Origin of the sequence: Parashewanella tropica, from assembly GCF_004358445.1 — a bacterium.
GTDB classification, from domain to species: domain Bacteria; phylum Pseudomonadota; class Gammaproteobacteria; order Enterobacterales; family Shewanellaceae; genus Parashewanella; species Parashewanella tropica.
This window is the reverse complement of the sequence record NZ_CP037951.1, coordinates 1,190,971-1,210,395: the sequence shown is the minus strand read 5'-3', so window position 1 is coordinate 1,210,395 and position 19,425 is coordinate 1,190,971. Positions and strand designations below refer to the sequence as shown.

The 19,425-nt window shown below is 40.7% G+C and carries 17 protein-coding genes and 1 other RNA gene; 12 read left to right on the top strand and 6 right to left on the bottom strand.

Going from position 1 to position 19,425, the window contains the following annotated elements; genetic code table 11:
- Positions 1-22 precede the first annotated feature (22 nt).
- The 3 genes from gltB to E2H97_RS05050 all read left to right on the top strand — a co-directional run bounded on the left by gltB (position 23) and on the right by E2H97_RS05050 (position 7,580).
- Positions 23-4,480, top strand: a complete 4,458-nt coding sequence (gene gltB, locus E2H97_RS05060) for a glutamate synthase large subunit (RefSeq protein WP_133406133.1) — start codon at positions 23-25, stop codon at positions 4,478-4,480.
- Between the two features lie 62 nt (positions 4,481-4,542).
- Positions 4,543-5,952 carry an FAD-dependent oxidoreductase gene (locus E2H97_RS05055; protein WP_133406132.1) on the top strand — a complete coding sequence of 470 codons (1,410 nt, stop codon included), beginning with the start codon at positions 4,543-4,545 and terminating at the stop codon, positions 5,950-5,952.
- 197 nt (positions 5,953-6,149) lie between these two features.
- Positions 6,150-7,580: an Ig-like domain-containing protein gene (locus tag E2H97_RS05050; protein WP_133406131.1), complete on the top strand. Its 1,431-nt coding sequence runs from the start codon at positions 6,150-6,152 to the stop codon at positions 7,578-7,580.
- Positions 7,581-7,683: 103 nt separating this feature from the next.
- On the opposite strand, the gene azu is transcribed toward E2H97_RS05050, so the two are convergent.
- From azu to E2H97_RS05030, 4 genes are all read right to left on the bottom strand, one after another.
- Positions 7,684-8,133, bottom strand: a complete 450-nt coding sequence (gene azu, locus E2H97_RS05045; protein WP_133406130.1) for an azurin — start codon at positions 8,131-8,133, stop codon at positions 7,684-7,686.
- Between the two features lie 102 nt (positions 8,134-8,235).
- The gene (dld, locus tag E2H97_RS05040) at positions 8,236-9,933 is read right to left on the bottom strand and encodes a D-lactate dehydrogenase (protein WP_133406129.1); all 1,698 of its coding nucleotides are present in this window, start codon (positions 9,931-9,933) and stop codon (positions 8,236-8,238) included.
- 12 nt (positions 9,934-9,945) lie between these two features.
- Entirely contained in the window at positions 9,946-10,326 is a 381-nt protein-coding gene (locus E2H97_RS05035) for a ribbon-helix-helix domain-containing protein (RefSeq protein WP_133406128.1), read from the bottom strand.
- 30 nt (positions 10,327-10,356) lie between these two features.
- Positions 10,357-10,914, bottom strand: a complete 558-nt coding sequence (locus tag E2H97_RS05030; protein ID WP_133406127.1) for a DJ-1/PfpI family protein — start codon at positions 10,912-10,914, stop codon at positions 10,357-10,359.
- Positions 10,915-11,277: 363 nt separating this feature from the next.
- Here E2H97_RS05030 and E2H97_RS05025 point away from each other — a divergent pair, with 363 nt between their 5' ends.
- Complete coding sequence (locus E2H97_RS05025) at positions 11,278-11,652, top strand: hypothetical protein (protein WP_133406126.1); 375 nt, start codon at positions 11,278-11,280, stop codon at positions 11,650-11,652.
- A gap of 79 nt (positions 11,653-11,731) precedes the next feature.
- Positions 11,732-12,025, top strand: coding sequence for a hypothetical protein (locus tag E2H97_RS05020; RefSeq protein WP_218938237.1), 294 nt, complete (start codon positions 11,732-11,734; stop codon positions 12,023-12,025).
- Position 12,026: 1 nt separating this feature from the next.
- Here the strand turns inward: E2H97_RS05020 and ssrS are convergent.
- Positions 12,027-12,207, bottom strand: a non-coding RNA gene (ssrS, locus tag E2H97_RS05015) — 6S RNA.
- Between the two features lie 47 nt (positions 12,208-12,254).
- Positions 12,255-12,563, bottom strand: a complete 309-nt coding sequence (zapA, locus tag E2H97_RS05010; protein ID WP_133406125.1) for a cell division protein ZapA — start codon at positions 12,561-12,563, stop codon at positions 12,255-12,257.
- Between the two features lie 246 nt (positions 12,564-12,809).
- On the opposite strand from zapA, the gene E2H97_RS05005 reads away from it, so the two are divergent.
- The 7 genes from E2H97_RS05005 (at position 12,810) to gcvH (ending at position 19,373) form a co-directional block, all read left to right on the top strand.
- Complete coding sequence (locus tag E2H97_RS05005; RefSeq protein ID WP_133406124.1) at positions 12,810-13,802, top strand: hypothetical protein; 993 nt, start codon at positions 12,810-12,812, stop codon at positions 13,800-13,802.
- Between the two features lie 18 nt (positions 13,803-13,820).
- Positions 13,821-14,309 carry a CesT family type III secretion system chaperone gene (locus tag E2H97_RS05000; RefSeq protein WP_133406123.1) on the top strand — a complete coding sequence of 163 codons (489 nt, stop codon included), beginning with the start codon at positions 13,821-13,823 and terminating at the stop codon, positions 14,307-14,309.
- Positions 14,310-14,397: 88 nt separating this feature from the next.
- Positions 14,398-14,973 carry a UPF0149 family protein gene (locus tag E2H97_RS04995; protein ID WP_133406122.1) on the top strand — a complete coding sequence of 192 codons (576 nt, stop codon included), beginning with the start codon at positions 14,398-14,400 and terminating at the stop codon, positions 14,971-14,973.
- Between the two features lie 36 nt (positions 14,974-15,009).
- A complete protein-coding gene (ubiH, locus tag E2H97_RS04990; protein WP_133406121.1) occupies positions 15,010-16,233 on the top strand; it encodes a 2-octaprenyl-6-methoxyphenyl hydroxylase in 1,224 nt (407 codons plus the stop codon).
- Between the two features lie 18 nt (positions 16,234-16,251).
- Positions 16,252-17,460 (top strand): FAD-dependent monooxygenase, encoded by a 1,209-nt coding sequence (locus E2H97_RS04985; protein WP_133406120.1) that lies wholly within the window; start codon positions 16,252-16,254, stop codon positions 17,458-17,460.
- A 391-nt stretch (positions 17,461-17,851) separates the two neighbouring features.
- On the top strand, positions 17,852-18,946 hold the full coding sequence (gcvT, locus tag E2H97_RS04980) for a glycine cleavage system aminomethyltransferase GcvT (RefSeq protein ID WP_133406119.1): 1,095 nt from the start codon (positions 17,852-17,854) through the stop codon (positions 18,944-18,946).
- Between the two features lie 37 nt (positions 18,947-18,983).
- Entirely contained in the window at positions 18,984-19,373 is a 390-nt protein-coding gene (gene gcvH, locus E2H97_RS04975) for a glycine cleavage system protein GcvH (protein ID WP_133406118.1), read from the top strand.
- The last annotated feature ends 52 nt before the right edge of the window (positions 19,374-19,425 follow it).

The window sequence follows — 19,425 nt, the reverse complement described above, 5'->3', positions numbered from 1 at the left end:
GGCGTTTAAAATGGAGTAACTTATGAGTTTGTATCACCCTAGTTTTGAAAAGGATAATTGTGGATTTGGTCTGATAGCACAAATGGACGGTGAGGCTTGCCATAAGATTGTACAACGTGCGATACACAGCTTAGACAAACTCAAACACCGAGGTGGTATTGCAGCTGACGGAAAAACTGGGGACGGTTGTGGGATCTTAATGCAAACCCCTAATGATTTTTTTGTTCAAATCGCCAAAGAAAACAACTGGCACCTCAATAAAAAGTTTGCCGTTGGTGTCATTTTTGTCAGCAAAGATCCGTTGAAGGCTGAGTATGTAAAGCAGCAATTCGAAAATGAGCTACTAAAAGAAACTCTCAGCATTGCTGGTTGGCGAGAAGTGCCAACAAACAGTAATGTATTAGGAGAGATCGCAGCTGAATCTGAGCCCCAAATCCTGCAAGTTCTGATCAATAGCCCTATGGGGTGGCGAGTAAAAGATCTCGAAAGGCGTTTATATATGGCTCGTCGTCGTCTTGAACAAAGTATTACTGACGACCCTGACTTTTATGTTGCCAGTCTTTCTGGTCAAGTTGTGGTTTATAAAGGCCTGATGATGCCTGCTGACTTGGATAAATATTATCCAGATTTACAACACCCAAATTTTAAAAGCTCGATCTGTTTATTCCACCAAAGGTTTTCGACGAATACAAACCCAAAGTGGCCGCTCGCTCAACCGTTCAGGTACCTCGCTCATAATGGCGAAATCAACACAATTACAGGCAATAGGCAGTGGGCTAAAGCGCGCTCTTACAAATATCACACGCCACTTTTGCCAGATTTACAACAAGCCAGACCTTTTGTTAATGAATCTGGCTCTGACTCGTCATCGCTAGATAATATGCTGGACATGCTGCTTTCTGGTGGCATGGATTTATACCGAGCTATGCGATTACTTATTCCACCAGCATGGCAAAGTAACCCATATATGGATGACGAGTTAAAAGCTTTCTATGACTTTAACTCTATGCATATGGAGCCATGGGACGGTCCTGCTGGAGTCGTAATGACTAATGGTCGCTTTGCTGCTTGCTCAGTCGATAGAAATGGCTTGCGCCCTTCTCGCTATATCATCACTTCAGATCGCATTTTAACCGTTTCATCTGAAGTCGGTATTTGGGATTACAAAGACAGTGATGTGATCACTAAAGGACGAGTAGGTCCCGGTGAGCTTTTGGTACTGGATACTTTAAAAGGAAAATTATTCCAATCATTCGAAATTGATAACGATTTAAAAGCTCGTCACCCATATAAAGCATGGATGCAAGAACACAGCACGGTGCTGACTCCAGCTGAGGACCTCCCTGAATCTGAGCACGGTCACCTCGAAATGAGTAAGGCAACACTTCTGTCTTATCAAAAAGAATTTGGCTATACCAAAGAAGAGTTAGAGCAAGTCATCTGGCCAATGGCTACTAACGGGCAAGAAGCCATTGGCTCTATGGGTGATGATACTCCGTTAGCCGTTTTGTCAGGTAAACAACGTTCACTGTACGATTTTTTTAGACAAAAGTTTGCTCAGGTTACCAACCCTCCCATCGATCCGTTACGAGAAAAGCATGTGATGTCATTGGCAACCTGTGCTGGGCGTGAGCAAAACCTGTTTAACGAAACCACAGGACATGCTTACCGAGTCATGTTCCAATCGCCAGTGTTACTTTATAGTGACTTTACTCAACTAAAAAACCTAAACCCTGATTATTACCGCCACGACACTATCCAATTATCTTATAGTGAAGAAGAAGGGTTAGAAGAAGCACTCCAACGTATTGCAAGAGAAGCCAAGGTACTAGCTAAAAATGGCACAACACTATTAATCCTTTCAGATAGAGTTGCCGACAAAACTCAGCCGTTAATCCCAGCCGTACTTGCCGTTGGCCTAGTTCATCGTACTTTGGTTGATAACGACTTACGTTGCGACACCAATGTTATTGTCGAGACGGGTACCACTAAAGATCCCCATCATTTTGCAGTATTACTCGGCTTCGGAGCTACGGCTATTTATCCCTATTTAGTCTATGAATCATTGGCTGCTATGGGGCAAGCACAGCAGCAAAATTACACCAAACTCAATATCAATTACCGTTCAGGCATTGAAAAAGGGCTGTGTAAAATCATGTCTAAAATGGGGATCAGTACTGTAGGTTCTTATCGTTGCAGCCAGCAGTTTGAAATTATTGGCTTTAATAAGAGTGTGGTTGAACTTTGTTTTAAAGATGCAGTGAGCCGTATTGAAGGCATTGGCTTTGATGAAATATCCAATTCTCAGATAGAGCTGAATAAACAAGCCAAAAAGTCATTCTTACCCCTTAGCCAAGGTGGCCAACTTAAATATGTTAATGGTGGAGAATACCATTGCTTTAATCCTGATGTTGTCACCAAGCTTCAAGCTGCACTCAATAATCAAGATTATGCTACATACAAAGAATTTAGTGACTTAATCGATAAGCGCCCTATCGCTACATTAAGAGATTTACTAAAAATTAATTGGTCTGATGCACCAAGAGATATTCACGACGTTGAACCATCAGAAGCGCTTTACTCGCGCTTTGATACTGCCGCAATGAGTATCGGGGCTTTGAGCACAGAAGCCCACGAAGCATTAGCCATTGCAATGAATCGTCTTGGTGGCCGTTCAAACTCTGGTGAAGGTGGCGAAGATGCACGTCGATATAACTCGGAGCGCAATTCATCCATTAAACAGATTGCCTCAGGTCGTTTCGGTGTAACTGCTAAATACCTCGTCAACGCTGATGTATTGCAAATCAAAGTAGCGCAGGGGGCTAAACCCGGTGAAGGTGGACAATTACCCGGACACAAAGTAAGTGTCGAAATAGCCAAGCTGAGATACGCGAAACCGGGCGTATCATTAATTTCACCACCACCGCACCATGATATTTATTCGATTGAAGATTTAGCGCAGTTGATTTTCGATTTAAAGCAGGTTAATCCAAACGCCTTAGTTTCAGTAAAACTGGTTTCTGCTCCCGGCATTGGAACCATTGCTACAGGGGTAGCCAAGGCTTATGCCGATATGATCACAGTCTCGGGTTATGACGGTGGAACGGGCGCTAGCCCTCTTACCTCAGTGAAATATGCAGGCAGTCCGTGGGAACTTGGTTTAGCCGAAGTACATCAATCATTGGTTAAAAATGGTTTACGACATAAAATTCGCTTGCAAGTGGATGGCGGACTGAAATCTTCTACTGACATCATTAAAGCCGCCTTGTTAGGCGCAGAAAGCTTTGGCTTTGGCACCGTACCTATGATTGCCTTAGGGTGTAAATTTTTACGAATTTGTCATCTGAACAACTGCGCTACAGGCGTGGCAACACAAGATGAGCGTTTGCGTGAAAAGCATTATCACGGCAAGCCTGAAAATGTAATGCAGTATTTCAAGTTCTTAACTCAAGATTTGCGTGAGCAATTAGCCAAACTAGGCGTAACCTCTATAGAAGATATTATTGGCCGCAGTGAACTCCTTTCTCAAATATCTGGAAAACTCGAACATCACCAGCACATCGACTTAAGTCGAGTGCTAGCTAAAGAAGAGTCAATTCATGACAACCCAACTCAATGGTCACAAGTAAATCAGCCAAAAGATACTGGCGAATTGAACCAAAGACTACTTCAAGCCTGCCAGCCAGCTATTAAGCAAAACACTGGCTTTATTGCCCATTACGATATTAACAACACAGACCGTGCTGTTGGCGCGAGTATCTCTGGTCATTTGGCACAGCAGAATGAACCAGCCATTAACCAAGTCCAACTTAATCTCAATTTTAATGGCAGTGCTGGGCAAAGCTTTGGCGTATGGAACGCACCTAGAGTCAACTTAACGCTTTGTGGTGACAGCAACGACTATGTTGGAAAAGGTATGTCAGGAGGACGTATCACCATTCGTCCGCCAGAGAACAGCCGCTTTGCCAGTGAATCGGCCACCATCATGGGCAATACCTGCTTATATGGAGCCACTGGCGGTGAACTCTATGCGGCAGGGCAAGCAGGAGAACGATTCGCAGTAAGAAATTCAGGCGCAACAACGGTTGTTGAAGGTGTAGGTGATAATGCCTGTGAATATATGACAGGCGGTACTGTCGTCATTCTCGGTCGCACTGGAGTTAACTTTGGTGCAGGCATGACAGGCGGATATGCGTATGTGTTTGATCAGTATGGAAAGTTCGACAAACGCCTTAATACAGAATTTATCGAATCAATCAGAATTAATCATAAAGGTCATCAAGCACGTCTTAAGCAACTGATCCAACTTCATGTATCAGAAACAGGCAGTGAACATGGCCAGCATATTCTTGAAGAGTTCGGTCACTGGAAGCACTGCTTCAAATTAGTAAAACCTAAAAATGTGGATATTGATGAGTTACTAGAAGATAACCATCAACGCAAACCTGAGTTGAGCATCCCACTTCAGCAACAAGGATGATTCCATGAATGACCTAATAAAAATAGAGATTGGAACAAAATCCAGTCCGAGAAGGTGGCAGTATGAGCAATGATTTTCAATTTTTAGATACCGAGCGCCATTTAGCGGAAAAGCAACCGATTAACCTTAGACGCTCCGAGTTTGTTGAAATATATCGTCCTAATCAACAACAAGAAATAAATACCCAAGCTTCACGCTGTTTGGATTGCGGTAACCCTTATTGTGAATGGAAGTGCCCGCTGCACAATTACATTCCAAACTGGTTAAAGCTCATTTCCGAAAACCGCTTAATGGAAGCCGCTGATTTAGTCCATCAAACTAACAGCCTACCCGAAGTTTGTGGTCGAGTTTGCCCACAAGATCGTCTATGTGAAGGTTCTTGTACTCTCAATGACGACTTTGGCGCCGTTACCATTGGCAATATCGAACGATATATCACTGACACTGCAATCAAAGAAGGTTGGAAACCAGATTTATCAGAAGTAACTCCACGATCAGAAAATGTCGCCATTGTTGGTGCAGGTCCTGCTGGGTTAGCTTGTGCCGATGTGTTAGCGAGGAACGGTATCAAAGCCACGGTATACGACAAATACCCTGAAATCGGCGGACTATTAACTTATGGAATTCCGGCCTTCAAGCTTGAAAAGTCTGTCATTCAAAATCGACGTAAAATCTTAGAAGGTATGGGTGTTAATTTTAGCCTTAACACCCATGTTGGCGTGGACATTTCATTTGATGATTTGGTTGCGTCTCACGATGCCGTATTTTTGGGATTAGGAACATACAAAGCCCTAAAAGCCAATATACCTAATGAGGACTCACAAGGTGTTTATCAAGCCCTACCCTATTTAATTGGAAATACGCAGCACATCATGGGTCAAGATACCGCTGAGTTCCCATACATCAACTTACAAGGTCGTAATGTTGTCGTATTGGGTGGTGGTGATACTTCAATGGATTGTGTAAGAACAGCTATTCGTCAAGGGGCTGAAAAAGTCACGCTCATTTATCGCCGTGATGAATCCAGCATGCCGGGGTCAGCTAACGAAGTCACTAATGCCAAAGAAGAAGGTGTTAACTTTATTTTCAACCACCAACCCGTTGAGATTAAAACCGAAAATAACTCTGTAGTCGGCGTTGAGTGTTTGCAAACAAAGAGCTCACAATCAACTCCAAATGCTCGCCCTAATTTTGAATTAGTTGATGGTTCAAATAGCGTAATTGAGGCTGATGCCGTTATCATCGCTTTTGGTTTTCAGCCAAACCCAGCCGACTGGCTGGCTAAGCACGATATTGAGTTAGACATAAAAAATCGAGTTGTGGTTAATCGCCGAGACTATGCTCATCAAACCTCAAACCCAAAAATTTTCTCAGGGGGTGATATGGTACGTGGTGCAGATTTAGTCGTCACCGCCATTGATGAAGGGCGTAAAGCCGCCATAGGGATTTTAAATTATTTAGAAGATATCTAGAAAATAGCGACAAAGTGTAGGTCGAAAGACTTACACTTTTTCCTCACCTACGATAAAAATCGTTATATTAAGTCTCTCCTCGTAAAGTGGCAATATCCTTAAATTCAACTATAAATTGAACTTACCTCCGCAATCTTCTCTTAGGTAAATATAGAGAAATTGCGATCTTCATATACCATAAGGATGTAGGTGACGTTATGAAAGGATTGTTTAAATATCTAACACCACTGTTGTCTTTGTTATTGGTTGCTGCATGTGGCAGTGATAAAAAAGATGACCCAACTCCCCCGCCAGCTCCCACTTTATCTTCAGTAGCGATTACTGACTTTAAAGATGTTATGCAAAAGGGGACTTCTCATCCGCATAAGTTAACAGCGACCTATAGTGATAATTCAACTAAGGATGTTACTGCAGATGCTGATTGGAGCAGTAAAAATGAAAGCGTTGCTACTGTTTCTGATACAGGTTTAGTTTCAGCAATTGAAGCTGGTCTAACCGAAATAGCGGCCGCCTACAAAGGGTTAACTGCAGAATCAAAATCATTATCTGTAAAAGCAGAAACACTAACGGCCGTAAATATTTTGTCTGATGATGTTGATATTGATGTCGATGGTACTAAACAGCTTGAAGTTGCTAGCGTTTTTTCTGATGGCTCTTCGGTTAAATTGACAAAAGATGTTACTTGGAAAAGTGCTAGTCCTGAAATTTTAACCGTAAATGATACTGGTGTGCTAACAGGTGTAAAACCAGGTGAGACAACGGTTACTGCTACTTACCAAAACATAGAAAGTAATCCAATCAAGGTTCTTGTTTCAGAGCTTGCACCTAATGGCCTTTGGATTAAAAATCAAATTAGCACGATTGAAATCGGACAAGACCACGATTTTATTCCTCAAGAAACATTCCGAAATCAAGATCGAAAAGATGTAGACCCTAGCTCAGTAACTTGGAACAGTAACGCTCCAGCTATCGCTAGTTTTGAAGGCAATACTCTTACCGGTAAAGCTACTGGTCAAGTCATCATTACTGCAACTCGAGGTACTCTAACTACACCAGACTTAACCGTAACCGTTGTTGCAGCTGGTAATGAGCTTGATAGCATTGCGATCAGTACTCAATCTGATACCACTGAAGTAGCCATAGGTACATATATTACTTTTGCAGCCGAAGGGACGTACGATAATCAATCAAAGATTGATATCACTGACGCGGTACAATGGAAAACCAGTAACCCAAATGTTATTGAAATCGGAGATAACGGCGGCGAAACCCAAACTGTAGGTGCAGGTTCAACTAATATCACGGCGATGCTAAATGGTGTTGAGAGTGATCCCATTGAAGTGACGGTTGTTGCTGATAACTTTGACCGAATCGAAGTTTCTCACAATGGTGGCGAAGACAATTTTCCTATTAACGGCGAAACACAAATGGAAGCACTTGGTTTTACTGAAGGTGGAGCGAGTGTAGACATTACCAACCGAGTGACTTGGACTTCAACTGATCCCGAAATCGCAACAGTTTCAACTGAAGGCTCTGTTGAGTTTATAGCAGAAGGTACAGTTACAATTGGTGCAACTATTGGTGAACATTCAGGAAGTGTAACCTTTACCGTTACTCCAGAGCAGTAAACCCTTAACTTGATTCATTTCAGACAAATAACCCCAGTCACTAAACTGGGGTTATTTTTTATTGTTAATAAAGCGAATAACTCAACAATGAGCATTACATCTATTACTTAACGATAAACTTACCTTTCATTAAGAAAGAGTGACCAGGGAAAGAACAGAAGTAAGTGTAATCACCACCAGCTTTTAAGCCCTTAGTCGAAAATGTAATACTTGTTTCTTCACCACCACCAATGATTTTGGTACCCGCAATAACACGCTTGTCACCCACTGGAGTGTAGTTGTTTGCAGCGCCTGCGGTAACACCAGCAGAAGCAACAGGTACTTGATCAGCCGTTGTGGTTAATACCCAGTTATGACCCATTGCCGTTTTTGGCATTTTGCCATTGTGCTTTAATTTTAAAGTCACATTGTCACATTTAGCTAACGAAATTTCTAAGCTTGGCTTATCAAATGTCATTGCATCTTGTACATTGATATTTAACTCACAATCTGCCGCAAATGCAGAAGATGAACCACCTAATAACGCTAACGCAAGAAATAATTGTTTTTTCATTGTTTTCCACACAAACAAGTTAATGGTAATCGTTCGCATTATCTTTTAGTTTTTACGTTAATGCAACATAAACAACTGAATTACTTCCACTATAGAGATTCATTACTCATAGTTTGATTTCTTTGAAAGCCCACCGATCCCAGCATTAAAAGTATTTGTTGGGTCTAACGATTGATAATGCTCTGTTAACGCCTGCTCAGCTTGATAATGATGCCCAACATTATGTTCCGCTGGGTACTTAGCGCCTCTGGATTCACACAATGCGAGAAGCTCTTGCTTTACCAAAGCTAGGTTCTCACCTTTCTTAACCAAATAATCTTGATGTAATACATGGCAAAGAAAGTGACCGTAATAGTTTTTATAAACGAGCTTGTTTGATAGTGATTCTGGTAACTCCTCAAACCAATCCATACAATTTCTAGGTAAGGCAATATCCAATGCGACTAAGCCATCTACCTCTTCTGAATGTACAGCTTCATACTGAATAGCTGCACTTGCACAAGCATAACGAAGTAGGCTCGCATCATTCGCTTGTTTGGCATTGAGTTCAATCAGATTAAGCTGTTTATCAGCAGAGCAGTCTGTATTAATTCCAGCAACAAATTGCTTTATTTCGTCAATACCAAAAGATTTGGCATTGATAATGAGATGATGCTGGAAGTTTGAATTTAAATTTCGAAAAAGGGCTGGAGTTTGGCTACCTAACACTTTAAAAACAAGGTGAGAGATATAATCAGTTGTACCATTTTTGCCAAAACCCAATTTACTCAGTAACCCGCTCAGTTGCTTTTTCAGTTTAAAGAATGAGGGTAAATAACTGCTGCCAAATCGCTTTATCATGAATACCGTATCACGACCGTATGCTTCCGCCAGATGAATGGCATCATGATGAATGTATTCAGCGCTGATAGGGAGACATTTGCCTTGCTGTAAAATTTTCCGGCGTAAAAGCTGAAGCTTATCCGCTGAATTAGTACTAATAAAAAAAGCTTGAGTGCGTTCAGCTTGTTCAAAACTATCAAGCCTAACAGCGAAAACCGCTAATTTCCCCGCGCAACCACTGGCTTGATATAAACGTCGACTATCAGCATTAAAACGAGCAGGCACTGAACTTTGAATATCACGAACATAGTGTTGATATTCATCATCTGACGCTTTTTTGCCGCTATCAATAATATCCTTTTCAGTGAATAGCCCATACTGTAATCGTGTTAGGATTTCCTCAGGGTTATTACCTAAATCAATATCCAATTCATTTTTTAAAACAAGTTTTCCAGACTCATCAACTTCGGCATATAGTGCCAACTCAGTATATGCAGGACCACGTTCAACCAATGCCCCTCCCGAGTTATTGCATACCCCTCCAACAATTGATGCTCCAATGCAAGATGACCCTATAACAGAATGAGGCTCTCTGTTTTTCAGCTTTAAACGTCTTTCTAAGTCAAAAAGTGTGGCACCAGAAAGTGCAACGATTTGCTGATGAGATTCTAAAAAGTGAATATTGTTAATTTGCAATGTGTTGATAATGACGGTTGGCCTTTCTACCCCATCAGTAGGAGTTGAACCTCCAGTAAGACCCGTATTTGCAGCTTGCATGATAATCACCGCACCAGCTTCAACACAGGTTTCAATAATTTGGTATTGCTGCCATAAGGTTGAAGGCAAGGCTACTGCAACGGCAGGGCCAAAACCGTCACGGAAACCTTTACGGTATGGTTTAGTATCACTATCACTGGTTAACAGTTGCTTAGGTGTAAGGATCTCACCTAGCTTACAAAGAAGAGCTTTGACTTTCATTACTTGCCGAATTTAATGTTTACTGGAATTTACAGGTTCTTTAGTTAAATAAAGCTGCTTTTCTAAAGATAATATTTGCGTCACATTTGAAATCTTAGATAACGGTGATTGATCACGGCTAATTTGCTTATCGGCCGCTAATGAGAGGTACCGAGCACAGCAGACCCTTAGAAAAGACGTGAAATTCCCAAGATCATGCCCAGCATCAATGGACTCTAAATAAAGCTTACTGATCAACGAAGAGTCACTCATATTATCTCGTTGTGCAATTTCAGTTAATACTTGCCAGAAAAATTGCTCCAGCCGTATTGATGTTACAACGCCTTCAATACGCAATGATCTTGTCCGAGGCTGCCAAAGTGATGGTTCCGCATCAATAAATAGTTGGCACATAATCTCCCCTTTCAAGAGCAAAAATTTAGGTTAAAGCAGCGCGTTAAATTGTTTTAAAAACTCAACGTGAGCCGTCCAAGCCGGACCAGTAACCAAATTGCCATCCGTAACAGAAGACTCTAGAGGCAATTCAATATAAGTAGCACCCGCTAATTCGACTTCTGGTTTACATGCAGGATAAGCGTTAACTTGTTTCCCTTCCAATACCTTTGCTGCCGCTAAAAGTTGGGGTCCATGACATAAGGCGCCAACAGGTTTATTGGTTTCAAAAAAATGGCGAACCATCTTTATCACTTCTGGATTTAGGCGTAAATATTCTGGCGCACGCCCCCCAGGAATATACAGGGCATCATAGTCATCAGGGTTAACATCACTAAATGTCGCGTTTAATGTAAAGTTATGACCCGTTTTTTCTAGGTAAGTTTGGTGTTGCTCAAAGTCATGGATAGCCGTTGCAATCTGATCTCCAGCTTTTTTATCTGGACATACTGCATCCACTCCATGCCCCATGGCTTGTAGAGCTTGGAAAATTACCATGTTTTCGTAATCTTCTACAAAGTCTCCAGTAATCATCAAAACTTTTGACATAGCACTTCCTTATTGTACTTGTGAAATAATTGTAAAATTAAATCACAATTTAAAAGCCTAAAGGTAGTAACTGGATACTACATGGATAAATCATAAAGCATACTTCTAACTAAAACAAAAAGTTATACAGACTAAATAGGTTCTTTTTATATTCACATTGATAGCCGCCCGACACAATGCAAAACGTATAATTTTACATCAATAAACATTTGCATTATAAATATTGAATTGCCAACTGTATCTTCTGTTGAAAAGAACAATGCTTAATATAAGGAAATAAACCGCCATAATTTTGAATCATATAGCGGAGTTTAGGCATAGATAGATATTGCTCCCCTCATTAACTTACCTTTAAAGGGATTTATGAAATACGTCATTGCACTACTGTCTTTGCTCACCTCATCAAGCGTTCTTGGTGATTGGTATAAAGACAATGAAATTGACTGGTGGTTTTTGAGTGGCTCTGTACCTCAATGCTATAAACCAAGTCCTAAACCTATAGCTGGAGGCCAAATCATCTTCACGCCTTTACAATTGATTGAAAAATTTGACTGCCATGACCAAGATAAATATTCGATTAAAAACAAACTGTTAATCTTAAAATGTGACGGTATAAAAGCCATAACAGGCGTAGATGGCAATTACCTGTATGCAGCAAGCAAAAAAGATTGTGATTTCTTTAAGAAAAAAATGCTAAAAATCAATAGGGAAAGAATATTTGGACCAGAGAAATCATAGTACGTTGATCAATCATATTGCTTAAAATAATACTGAAGTTTCTATCAACGATATTGGTACGAGGCCGAGTGGAACTAATATGAATCGATTTCTAGTAAAGCTGTTTTCTTTTGTGATGTTTCTTCCATCGACGCATGCATCTGAAGATGATAAATATTATAACCCCATTAGAACCCTAGACACTCTATTTGAAGTCATTGGTGATGATGCATCCAAATATAAGTTTTACGATCAAGGGATGTCATTTACGCATTACTTCTCTTCCGAACTAAATCGTTCATTTATTGTAAATAATGAAATAGGAGAAGTATGTTTTACCTATACGGGTAGCAAAGTCTTGAGTTGCTTTCCGTGTAAAACAGATGACGATTAGGCTGCTCCCCAGGATACCGCTGCCGGTGTAAGCCCTTGAACCGTAGGTTCAAGGCGGGTAAAGCTATACCTCCTAAGGCTTCTCGGTCAAGCCGAGCTTGCTCAATGTCAGTAAAACCTTCACCCTAAGATTGTAAGCATCGGCACAGGGACATTACCAGCTGGCATGTATCCCGAGGAGCAAAACGGGTGTGCTAAATCGACTAAAAAAATCGCTTTAACAAATCTGGTTATTTTTCTACTTTGGCTTTTTCTAAAAGCGCTTTTTCAAGAGTATTTTGTAGTAAGCTTATGCGCTTGCTCATTTCCAATTGATACTCTTTGTTTTTCTGTTGCTCAGTATACAGCTCGTGACCAAGGTTTAATGCTGCCATTATCACAATTTCTTCACGATTAAAGTTGGTGGTTTTATCCTTCAACTTTTCTAGCTGTTTTTCTAATCGAGCGGCGATATCCATCAATATCACCTCTTGCTGAGCAGGACACGATATTGAGTAGGTACGGCCTAATAGCGAGATATTAACGGCTTTATTACTCATTGTTAGTTTCGTATCCTCATCTTAAAGTTCATCTACATATTCAAGCATAATCGAATCACATCAAGATTACATCTTTCACTGTAGATGTGTCAGTGGACTATAAAAGTACTAAAACAAAAGTGCAATAGTGAAATCAGCCAACTGCTGAATCTTTGGCTCAATAGGAGAAGAGTTTTCTGGTTTATAAGCAAAAACCGAAAAATGACATACCCTTAATACATAAACTTTAGATTATGGAAGTAATTTATGTCTACACCACCAGTAGGGACACAGCCTATCTTGGCATTTCGTGGCACTTATCTAACTGAAGATGGAAAAGCTAATACTGGCAATAAATTCGCTAATTTCTTATTAAATCATGGAATCGGTGTTAAGGAAGGCACCATAGCTGGATGGTTTGTTGCAAAAAGGATAGGCCAAGCAACACTAGACCAATACAGGGATGAATTATCGAGTAGAGCGAAAGCTGCTACAGCTATTTTAAATGAATCAGGTCATGACATTCCAAATGACGGGGTTGAAGAAGAAGCTGATATAATGAGATCAGAGAGTGTTTCTAGTCAAAGTGGCGCAAAAGAAACAACAGGTAGTAAAGAAGTAACTCATTCAGCTTTATCATACGGCGAACAAGCTATAGAACAACTGAACATGTTATCTGCGGCAACACAAGATGCTATCGATCACAAACTCCCTCAACCAACTCATCAGGATGAGCACACATCTCATGTTGATGATGCCCCTAACGACTCAGAAAGCGTAGAGGATAGTTTTGAAGAAAGTGTCATTCCTGCCTCGCAAATTCCATTTCGTAAACCAGAACTATCAGAAGAAGGTCAAAAGTTTAAGAAACTTCACGAAGAAGCTCAGCTAGCGATTACAGAATATAATACTAAAATTGAACAACTACATTTAAAAATAGAAGCGCTAAAGTTAGAAAAAACCGAAAAAAATGAGCAGCGAAATAAATTGACACTTTCGAAAACCAGACCAGAACAGTCTATTTCACCTTTAGATATTGAGACCAAAATAGCTCAATTAAAGCAGGAAGAAAGCGAATTAGCTGAAAAAATTGAAGATGTTGTAGTACAAATTGGCGCACATGAATCAGGTCTTGAAGTACTAAAAGCTGAAGAACAAAAAGCCTATAAACAATATTTATTAAGGGGGGGTGATGAAACTGAGTTTAATCAAGCTTATAAAAAAGCAGTAGACGCACGTCCCAAACCCACTAAAAAATAAATAATAGATCATCCTCTTATGTATTCAAATCGATCTGCAAAAGAGCTAGTTTTAGCACTTATAAACTCAGCTGGGTTTGTTGATTCAAATCAGCTTGAAGAAAATGTTTGCTTACTCATTTATGAACCAGATATAAATATTGTTATTTCGTGGAGTAAATACACGATTAAACTATCCTGTGCCATTGGAAAAGTTGTTAACTCATCAAAATATCAAGAACTCATAACGAAAGTATTGGAAGACAATCGGCAAGCCTGCTCCAAAACCGCCTACCAATATAGCTTAGATTCAAAAAATCAACAGTTAATACTCAGTGTAATATTGCCTGCTGAGCTTTTCGAACCAGACTCATTTATTGACTATTTTAATAATTTTAAGCAAGACCTCGAGGTATGGATGGAGCACTTGGATAATGAGAAGTTTTATATGCCAAATTTGAAGCAACACATATGGCCACCTGTAAAAACTGGACAAAAACTGAAAACTCGACCTCAAAATCTTGCATGATTCCATCGAATCCTCATTCTCATTAACTACCTAATTTCGATGCCTTCTGTTAATATTTAACAGAATTTATCGCACTCCGGAAATATCTATGGTTACTACACCGTCCCTTCGTATTGAAAAACTATCTCAAGCCTTAAAAGCCGCTGAGCTTGCTCAACATCCTGCAGAAGTTCATGGTACTTTGGTTGGCTTGATCTGTGGCGGTGTCGAACACAAAGCCAAAGCTTGGGTCACTCCAATGCAAGATCTCATTAGTGACGGACAACCTTTCCCTGCCGAGCTTCACAGTCTAATTGAAGATCTTTATAAAGATACTTTAGAGCGTTTAGAAGAATTTGAATTTGGTTTCACCTTATTACTGCCAGAAGAAGAAGAGTCTTTAAACGTCCGTGTTGAAGCTTTATCTTTATGGGTTCAAAGTTATTTAGCTGCCATTGCCATCATTCAACCAAAGCTTAAACAAGCATCAGCAGAAGTAAAAGAAGTCATCGAAGATTTAACTGAGATTGCACAAGTTGAGCTGGACGTATCAGACGATGATGAGTCAGAAGCCGCCTTTATTGAACTTGAAGAGTTTGTTCGAGTATCTGCCATTTTATGCTACGCCGAATTCACCCCTGAATTACCAAAGAAAAGTGACGAGCAACCAGATATTTTGCACTAAAACACTCCAAAACTCTGCGAATTAACGGATCATTGTATGTCTTCATCCTCTCAAGAGAACGCTGCTACTGAATACGATATTGCCATTATTGGCGGAGCTATGGTGGGAAGCATTCTCGCACTTGGGCTTGAACAATTAAAGCAACAAGGTTCTCGATTAAACATTGCTTTAATTGAAGCTGTTGCACCTTCCGATGAACACCCTGGGTTTGATGCTCGTGCGATTGCTTTGGCGCATCACACTATTAAGTCTTTAAAAGAAATCAATGTCTGGTCGTTAATCGAAGACTTAGGTACTGAAATAAACCACATTCATATTTCAGATCGTGGTCGTTTTGGGATGACACAACTTAATGCAGCAGAACTCAATGTTGCTCACATGGGACAAGTTGTAGAGCTGGCTCCAGTAGGTCAAAAGCTATACAAAGCACTTCAGCAATCATCTGTGAGCCTTTATTGTCCTAATAAGGTGGCTGAATTAGAAACAACAATTGAACACCACAAACTGACGTTAGATTCAGGTGAACAAATTACTGCTAAATTGGTGGTAGCGGCTGATGGTGTTAATTCCATAATTCGTCAACAACTTAAGCTAGAACAACAAGTCGTTGATTTTAATCAAGCTGCGATTATTGCCAATATTGCCTGTGAACAAGAGCATCATAACTGGGCTTGGGAACGATTTACCAATACGGGTCCTCTAGCTTTACTGCCAATGCGCCCTGAAAATCACCAGCACCGACTATCACTGGTTTGGGCATTGCCACCAGAAACAGCTAATGATTGGATGGAGTTGTCAAAGCCTGATTTTGTATCAAAGCTCCAACAAGCCTTTGGATATCGAGCAGGACAGTTTATTGATCTAGGTGAACGTTTTTGCTATCCACTCAAGCTAAGCTATATGCCTCGTCCAATTCATCATCGTTGTGTCTTTGTCGGTAATGCCGCGCAAACATTGCACCCAATTGCTGGGCAAGGCTTTAATCTTGGTATGCGTGATATTTTGGCATTGATGAAAGTGATATCTGAGCAACAAAATGATGCCGATATTGGAAGCTCTGCAGTCACACATGGCTACCTTAAACTTCGAGAACAAGACAGAAGTGATACCATTAATCGCATTGAGTTTTTGGTTAGAGGGTTTTCCAACGACTTGTGGCCGATGGCTACGACGAGAAATCTTGGGTTACGTTTATTAAGCTGGTTTCCACCATTAAAGCCCCCAATCGCAAAAGCAGCGATGGGATATACAACGGCTTAAAATAATTTTTGGAATAACATGTTAAACACACAAAGTTATGATGTTGCCATTATTGGCGGTGGCATGGTTGGTCTTGCAACAGCAATCGGTCTAGCGCAAGCAAACATTAATACCATTGTTATTGATGCAGGCTCAATTGAACCCGTTGAAGGTGAGCCACGCCTACGTGTCAGTGCCATAAATAAAGCCAGCCAAAACCTATTGTCTAACCTTGGTGTTTGGCAATATATCGATGATTCTAGAGTTGGTGATTATGACCAAATGGAAGTGTGGACCAAAGATGGTTTAGGCTCAATTCATTTTGATGCTGAATCTGAAATGGAAACCAAACTAGGCAGCATTATCGAAAACGATAATATCACTCAAGCACTCGCCAAAAGAGCTCAAGAATGTCATTCCCTCACTCATATTCAAAACCAGAAAGTAAACAACATTGCCTTTGGTGATAAAGAATCTTGGCTGACCTTAAGCGATGGAAGCAGCTTAACTACATCATTGGTAATTGCCGCTGATGGTGCAAACTCAAGGGTACGCCAACAAAGTAAAATTCCACTCAGTTTTTGGGATTATGATCACCACGCCATTGTGGCGACCATCAAAACAGTAGAACCTCATAACCATTGTGCTCGCCAAGTATTTTCGCCTGAAGGACCATTAGCCTTTTTGCCGTTGAATGATGACCATCAATGTTCGATTGTATGGTCAGTGCCACCAGCAAAATCAAAAGAGCTCATGGCAATGTCTCCTGAAGAGTTTGAAAAATCACTCACCGCTGCTTTTGATGGTAAATTAGGTTTGTGCCAACTCGACAGTGAACGTTTAGCCTTTCCGCTAAGAATGCGTTACGCCAGACATTTTGCTCGTCAGCGTTTGATCCTAGCAGGTGATGCCGCTCATACGATTCACCCATTAGCGGGGCAAGGCGTAAACTTAGGTTTCTTAGATGCCGCCAGTATTATTGAAACGCTAATAGATTTAAAAGAACAAAATTTAGATCTTGGGGAGTATCGAAATCTTCGTGCTTTAGAACGTTGGCGTAAAGCCGAAGCGGTAGAAATGATTGCATCTATGGAAGCATTAAAGCGATTATTTGCCGGTGATAACCCAATCAAAAAAGCCATCAGAGATTTTGGGCTCAACCTTGTAGATCAGTTTGGTATTTTGAAAACTGTATTCGCCAAACAGGCTTTGGGGCAAAAAGTTAAGCTTCCTAAACTCTGCAAGTAATCGAGAAAGCGGTCTTTTACAGATCGCTATTTTTGTTAAATACGCTGAATTTTGTTTGTGAGTTTTCACATTAAAGCATGAACAATTCGCTTTTCTAATCAAGCCCTATCCTTAACCACATGATTTTAATAAAAAATTAACAACCACCGTTTAAAATAACAAAAACTAATCACAAACATTAGTTTTTCTAAACCTTATTCTAGCTGCAAAACCCACGTATTCCCTGCGATTGTAGACTGTAGACCTCTCTCAGCAAGTCACTCTTATCCATAAAAAATCTTTTGTATACAACTTGGCTTTAAGAGGTATAATTTCGCAACTTTGTTTTTGTTCAAAACTTCAAACAATAACTAGTAATGTTTGAGCAATTTACTCTCCAAAAGGGATGATAATGGCAAATAAAACGGTACTCTTCGATAAACACTTGGAATCAAACGCCAAGATGGTGGACTTCTTCGGCTGGGAAATGCCAATCAATTATGGCTCTCAAATCGAAGAACACCATGCAGTTCGTCAAGACGCAGGTATGTTTGATGTATCACACATGACTGTAGTTGATATTACAGGCGAACAAGCAAAACCTTTTCTTCGTACCCTACTTGCTAACGACGTCGAAAAGCTATCTGTTGCTGGTAAAGCACTCTATGGTGGCATGCTAAACCACGAAGCTGGTCTAATCGATGACTTGATCACTTACTTCTTAACCGAAACTCACTATCGCTTAGTAGTAAACTCAGCAACTCGTGAAAAAGACTTAGCTTGGATCAACACTCAAGCGGAAACATTTGACGTAACCATCACTGAGCGCCCTGAACTTGCCGTTATCGCTGTTCAAGGTCCAAACGCTAAAGCAAAAGCAGCTACGGTATTCACTGCTGAGCAGAATCAAGCTGTTGAAGGCATGAAGCCATTTTTCAGTGTACAGTCAGGTGATTTATTCATTGCCACTACGGGTTACACTGGTGAAGCCGGCTATGAAATTATTCTTCCTCAAGAGCAAGCCGCAGATCTTTGGCAAGCCTTATTAGATGCAGGTGTTCGTCCTTGTGGTTTAGGTGCACGTGATACTCTTCGCCTTGAAGCAGGCATGAACCTATATGGTCAAGATATGGACGAAACCGTTAACCCACTAGCCGCGAATATGGGCTGGACCATTGCTTGGGAACCTGAAGATCGCAACTTCATCGGTCGTGAAGCGCTTGTTGCACTAAAAGCAGCGGGAACCGAAAAGATGGTTGGTCTAGTCATGGAAGCCAAAGGTGTACTTCGCCACGGCATGAATATTTTCTTCACCGATGCAGACGGTAACGAGCAACAAGGTGTGATCACCAGCGGTACGTTCTCTCCGACATTGGGATACTCTATCGCCATGGCTCGTGTACCAAAAGGTATTAGCGAAACAGCTGAAGTAGAAATGCGTAAAAAGCGCGTCCCAGTTAAAGTTGTTAAGCCATGCTTTGTACGCAACGGTAAACAAGCATTTTAAGAATCAAGAATTAAGCTATACCAAAAGGAATATAACGATGAGCAATCTACCTACTGAACTAAAATACGCAAAATCTCACGAATGGGCGCGTAAAGAAAGCGATGGTACTTATACTGTTGGTATTACTGAACATGCACAAGAGCTTTTAGGTGACATGGTTTTTGTTGAGTTACCAGAAGTGGGTGACACGGTATCAGCAGGTGAAGACTGTGCGGTTGCAGAATCTGTAAAAGCAGCCTCTGACATCTACTCACCAATCTCAGGTGAAATCGTAGCTGTTAATGAAGAACTAGAAGATTCTCCAGAGCTTGTAAACAGCGGTGCATTCACAGAAGGCTGGTTATTCCGCGTTAAAGCTTCTGACGAAGCTGAGCTAGAAAACCTATTAGACGCTGATGGCTACCAAGCAGTCATCGACGAAGAATAATAATATTTGCAAAATCAAAGCCCCTTTTTGGGGCTTTGTTCGTATATATCTC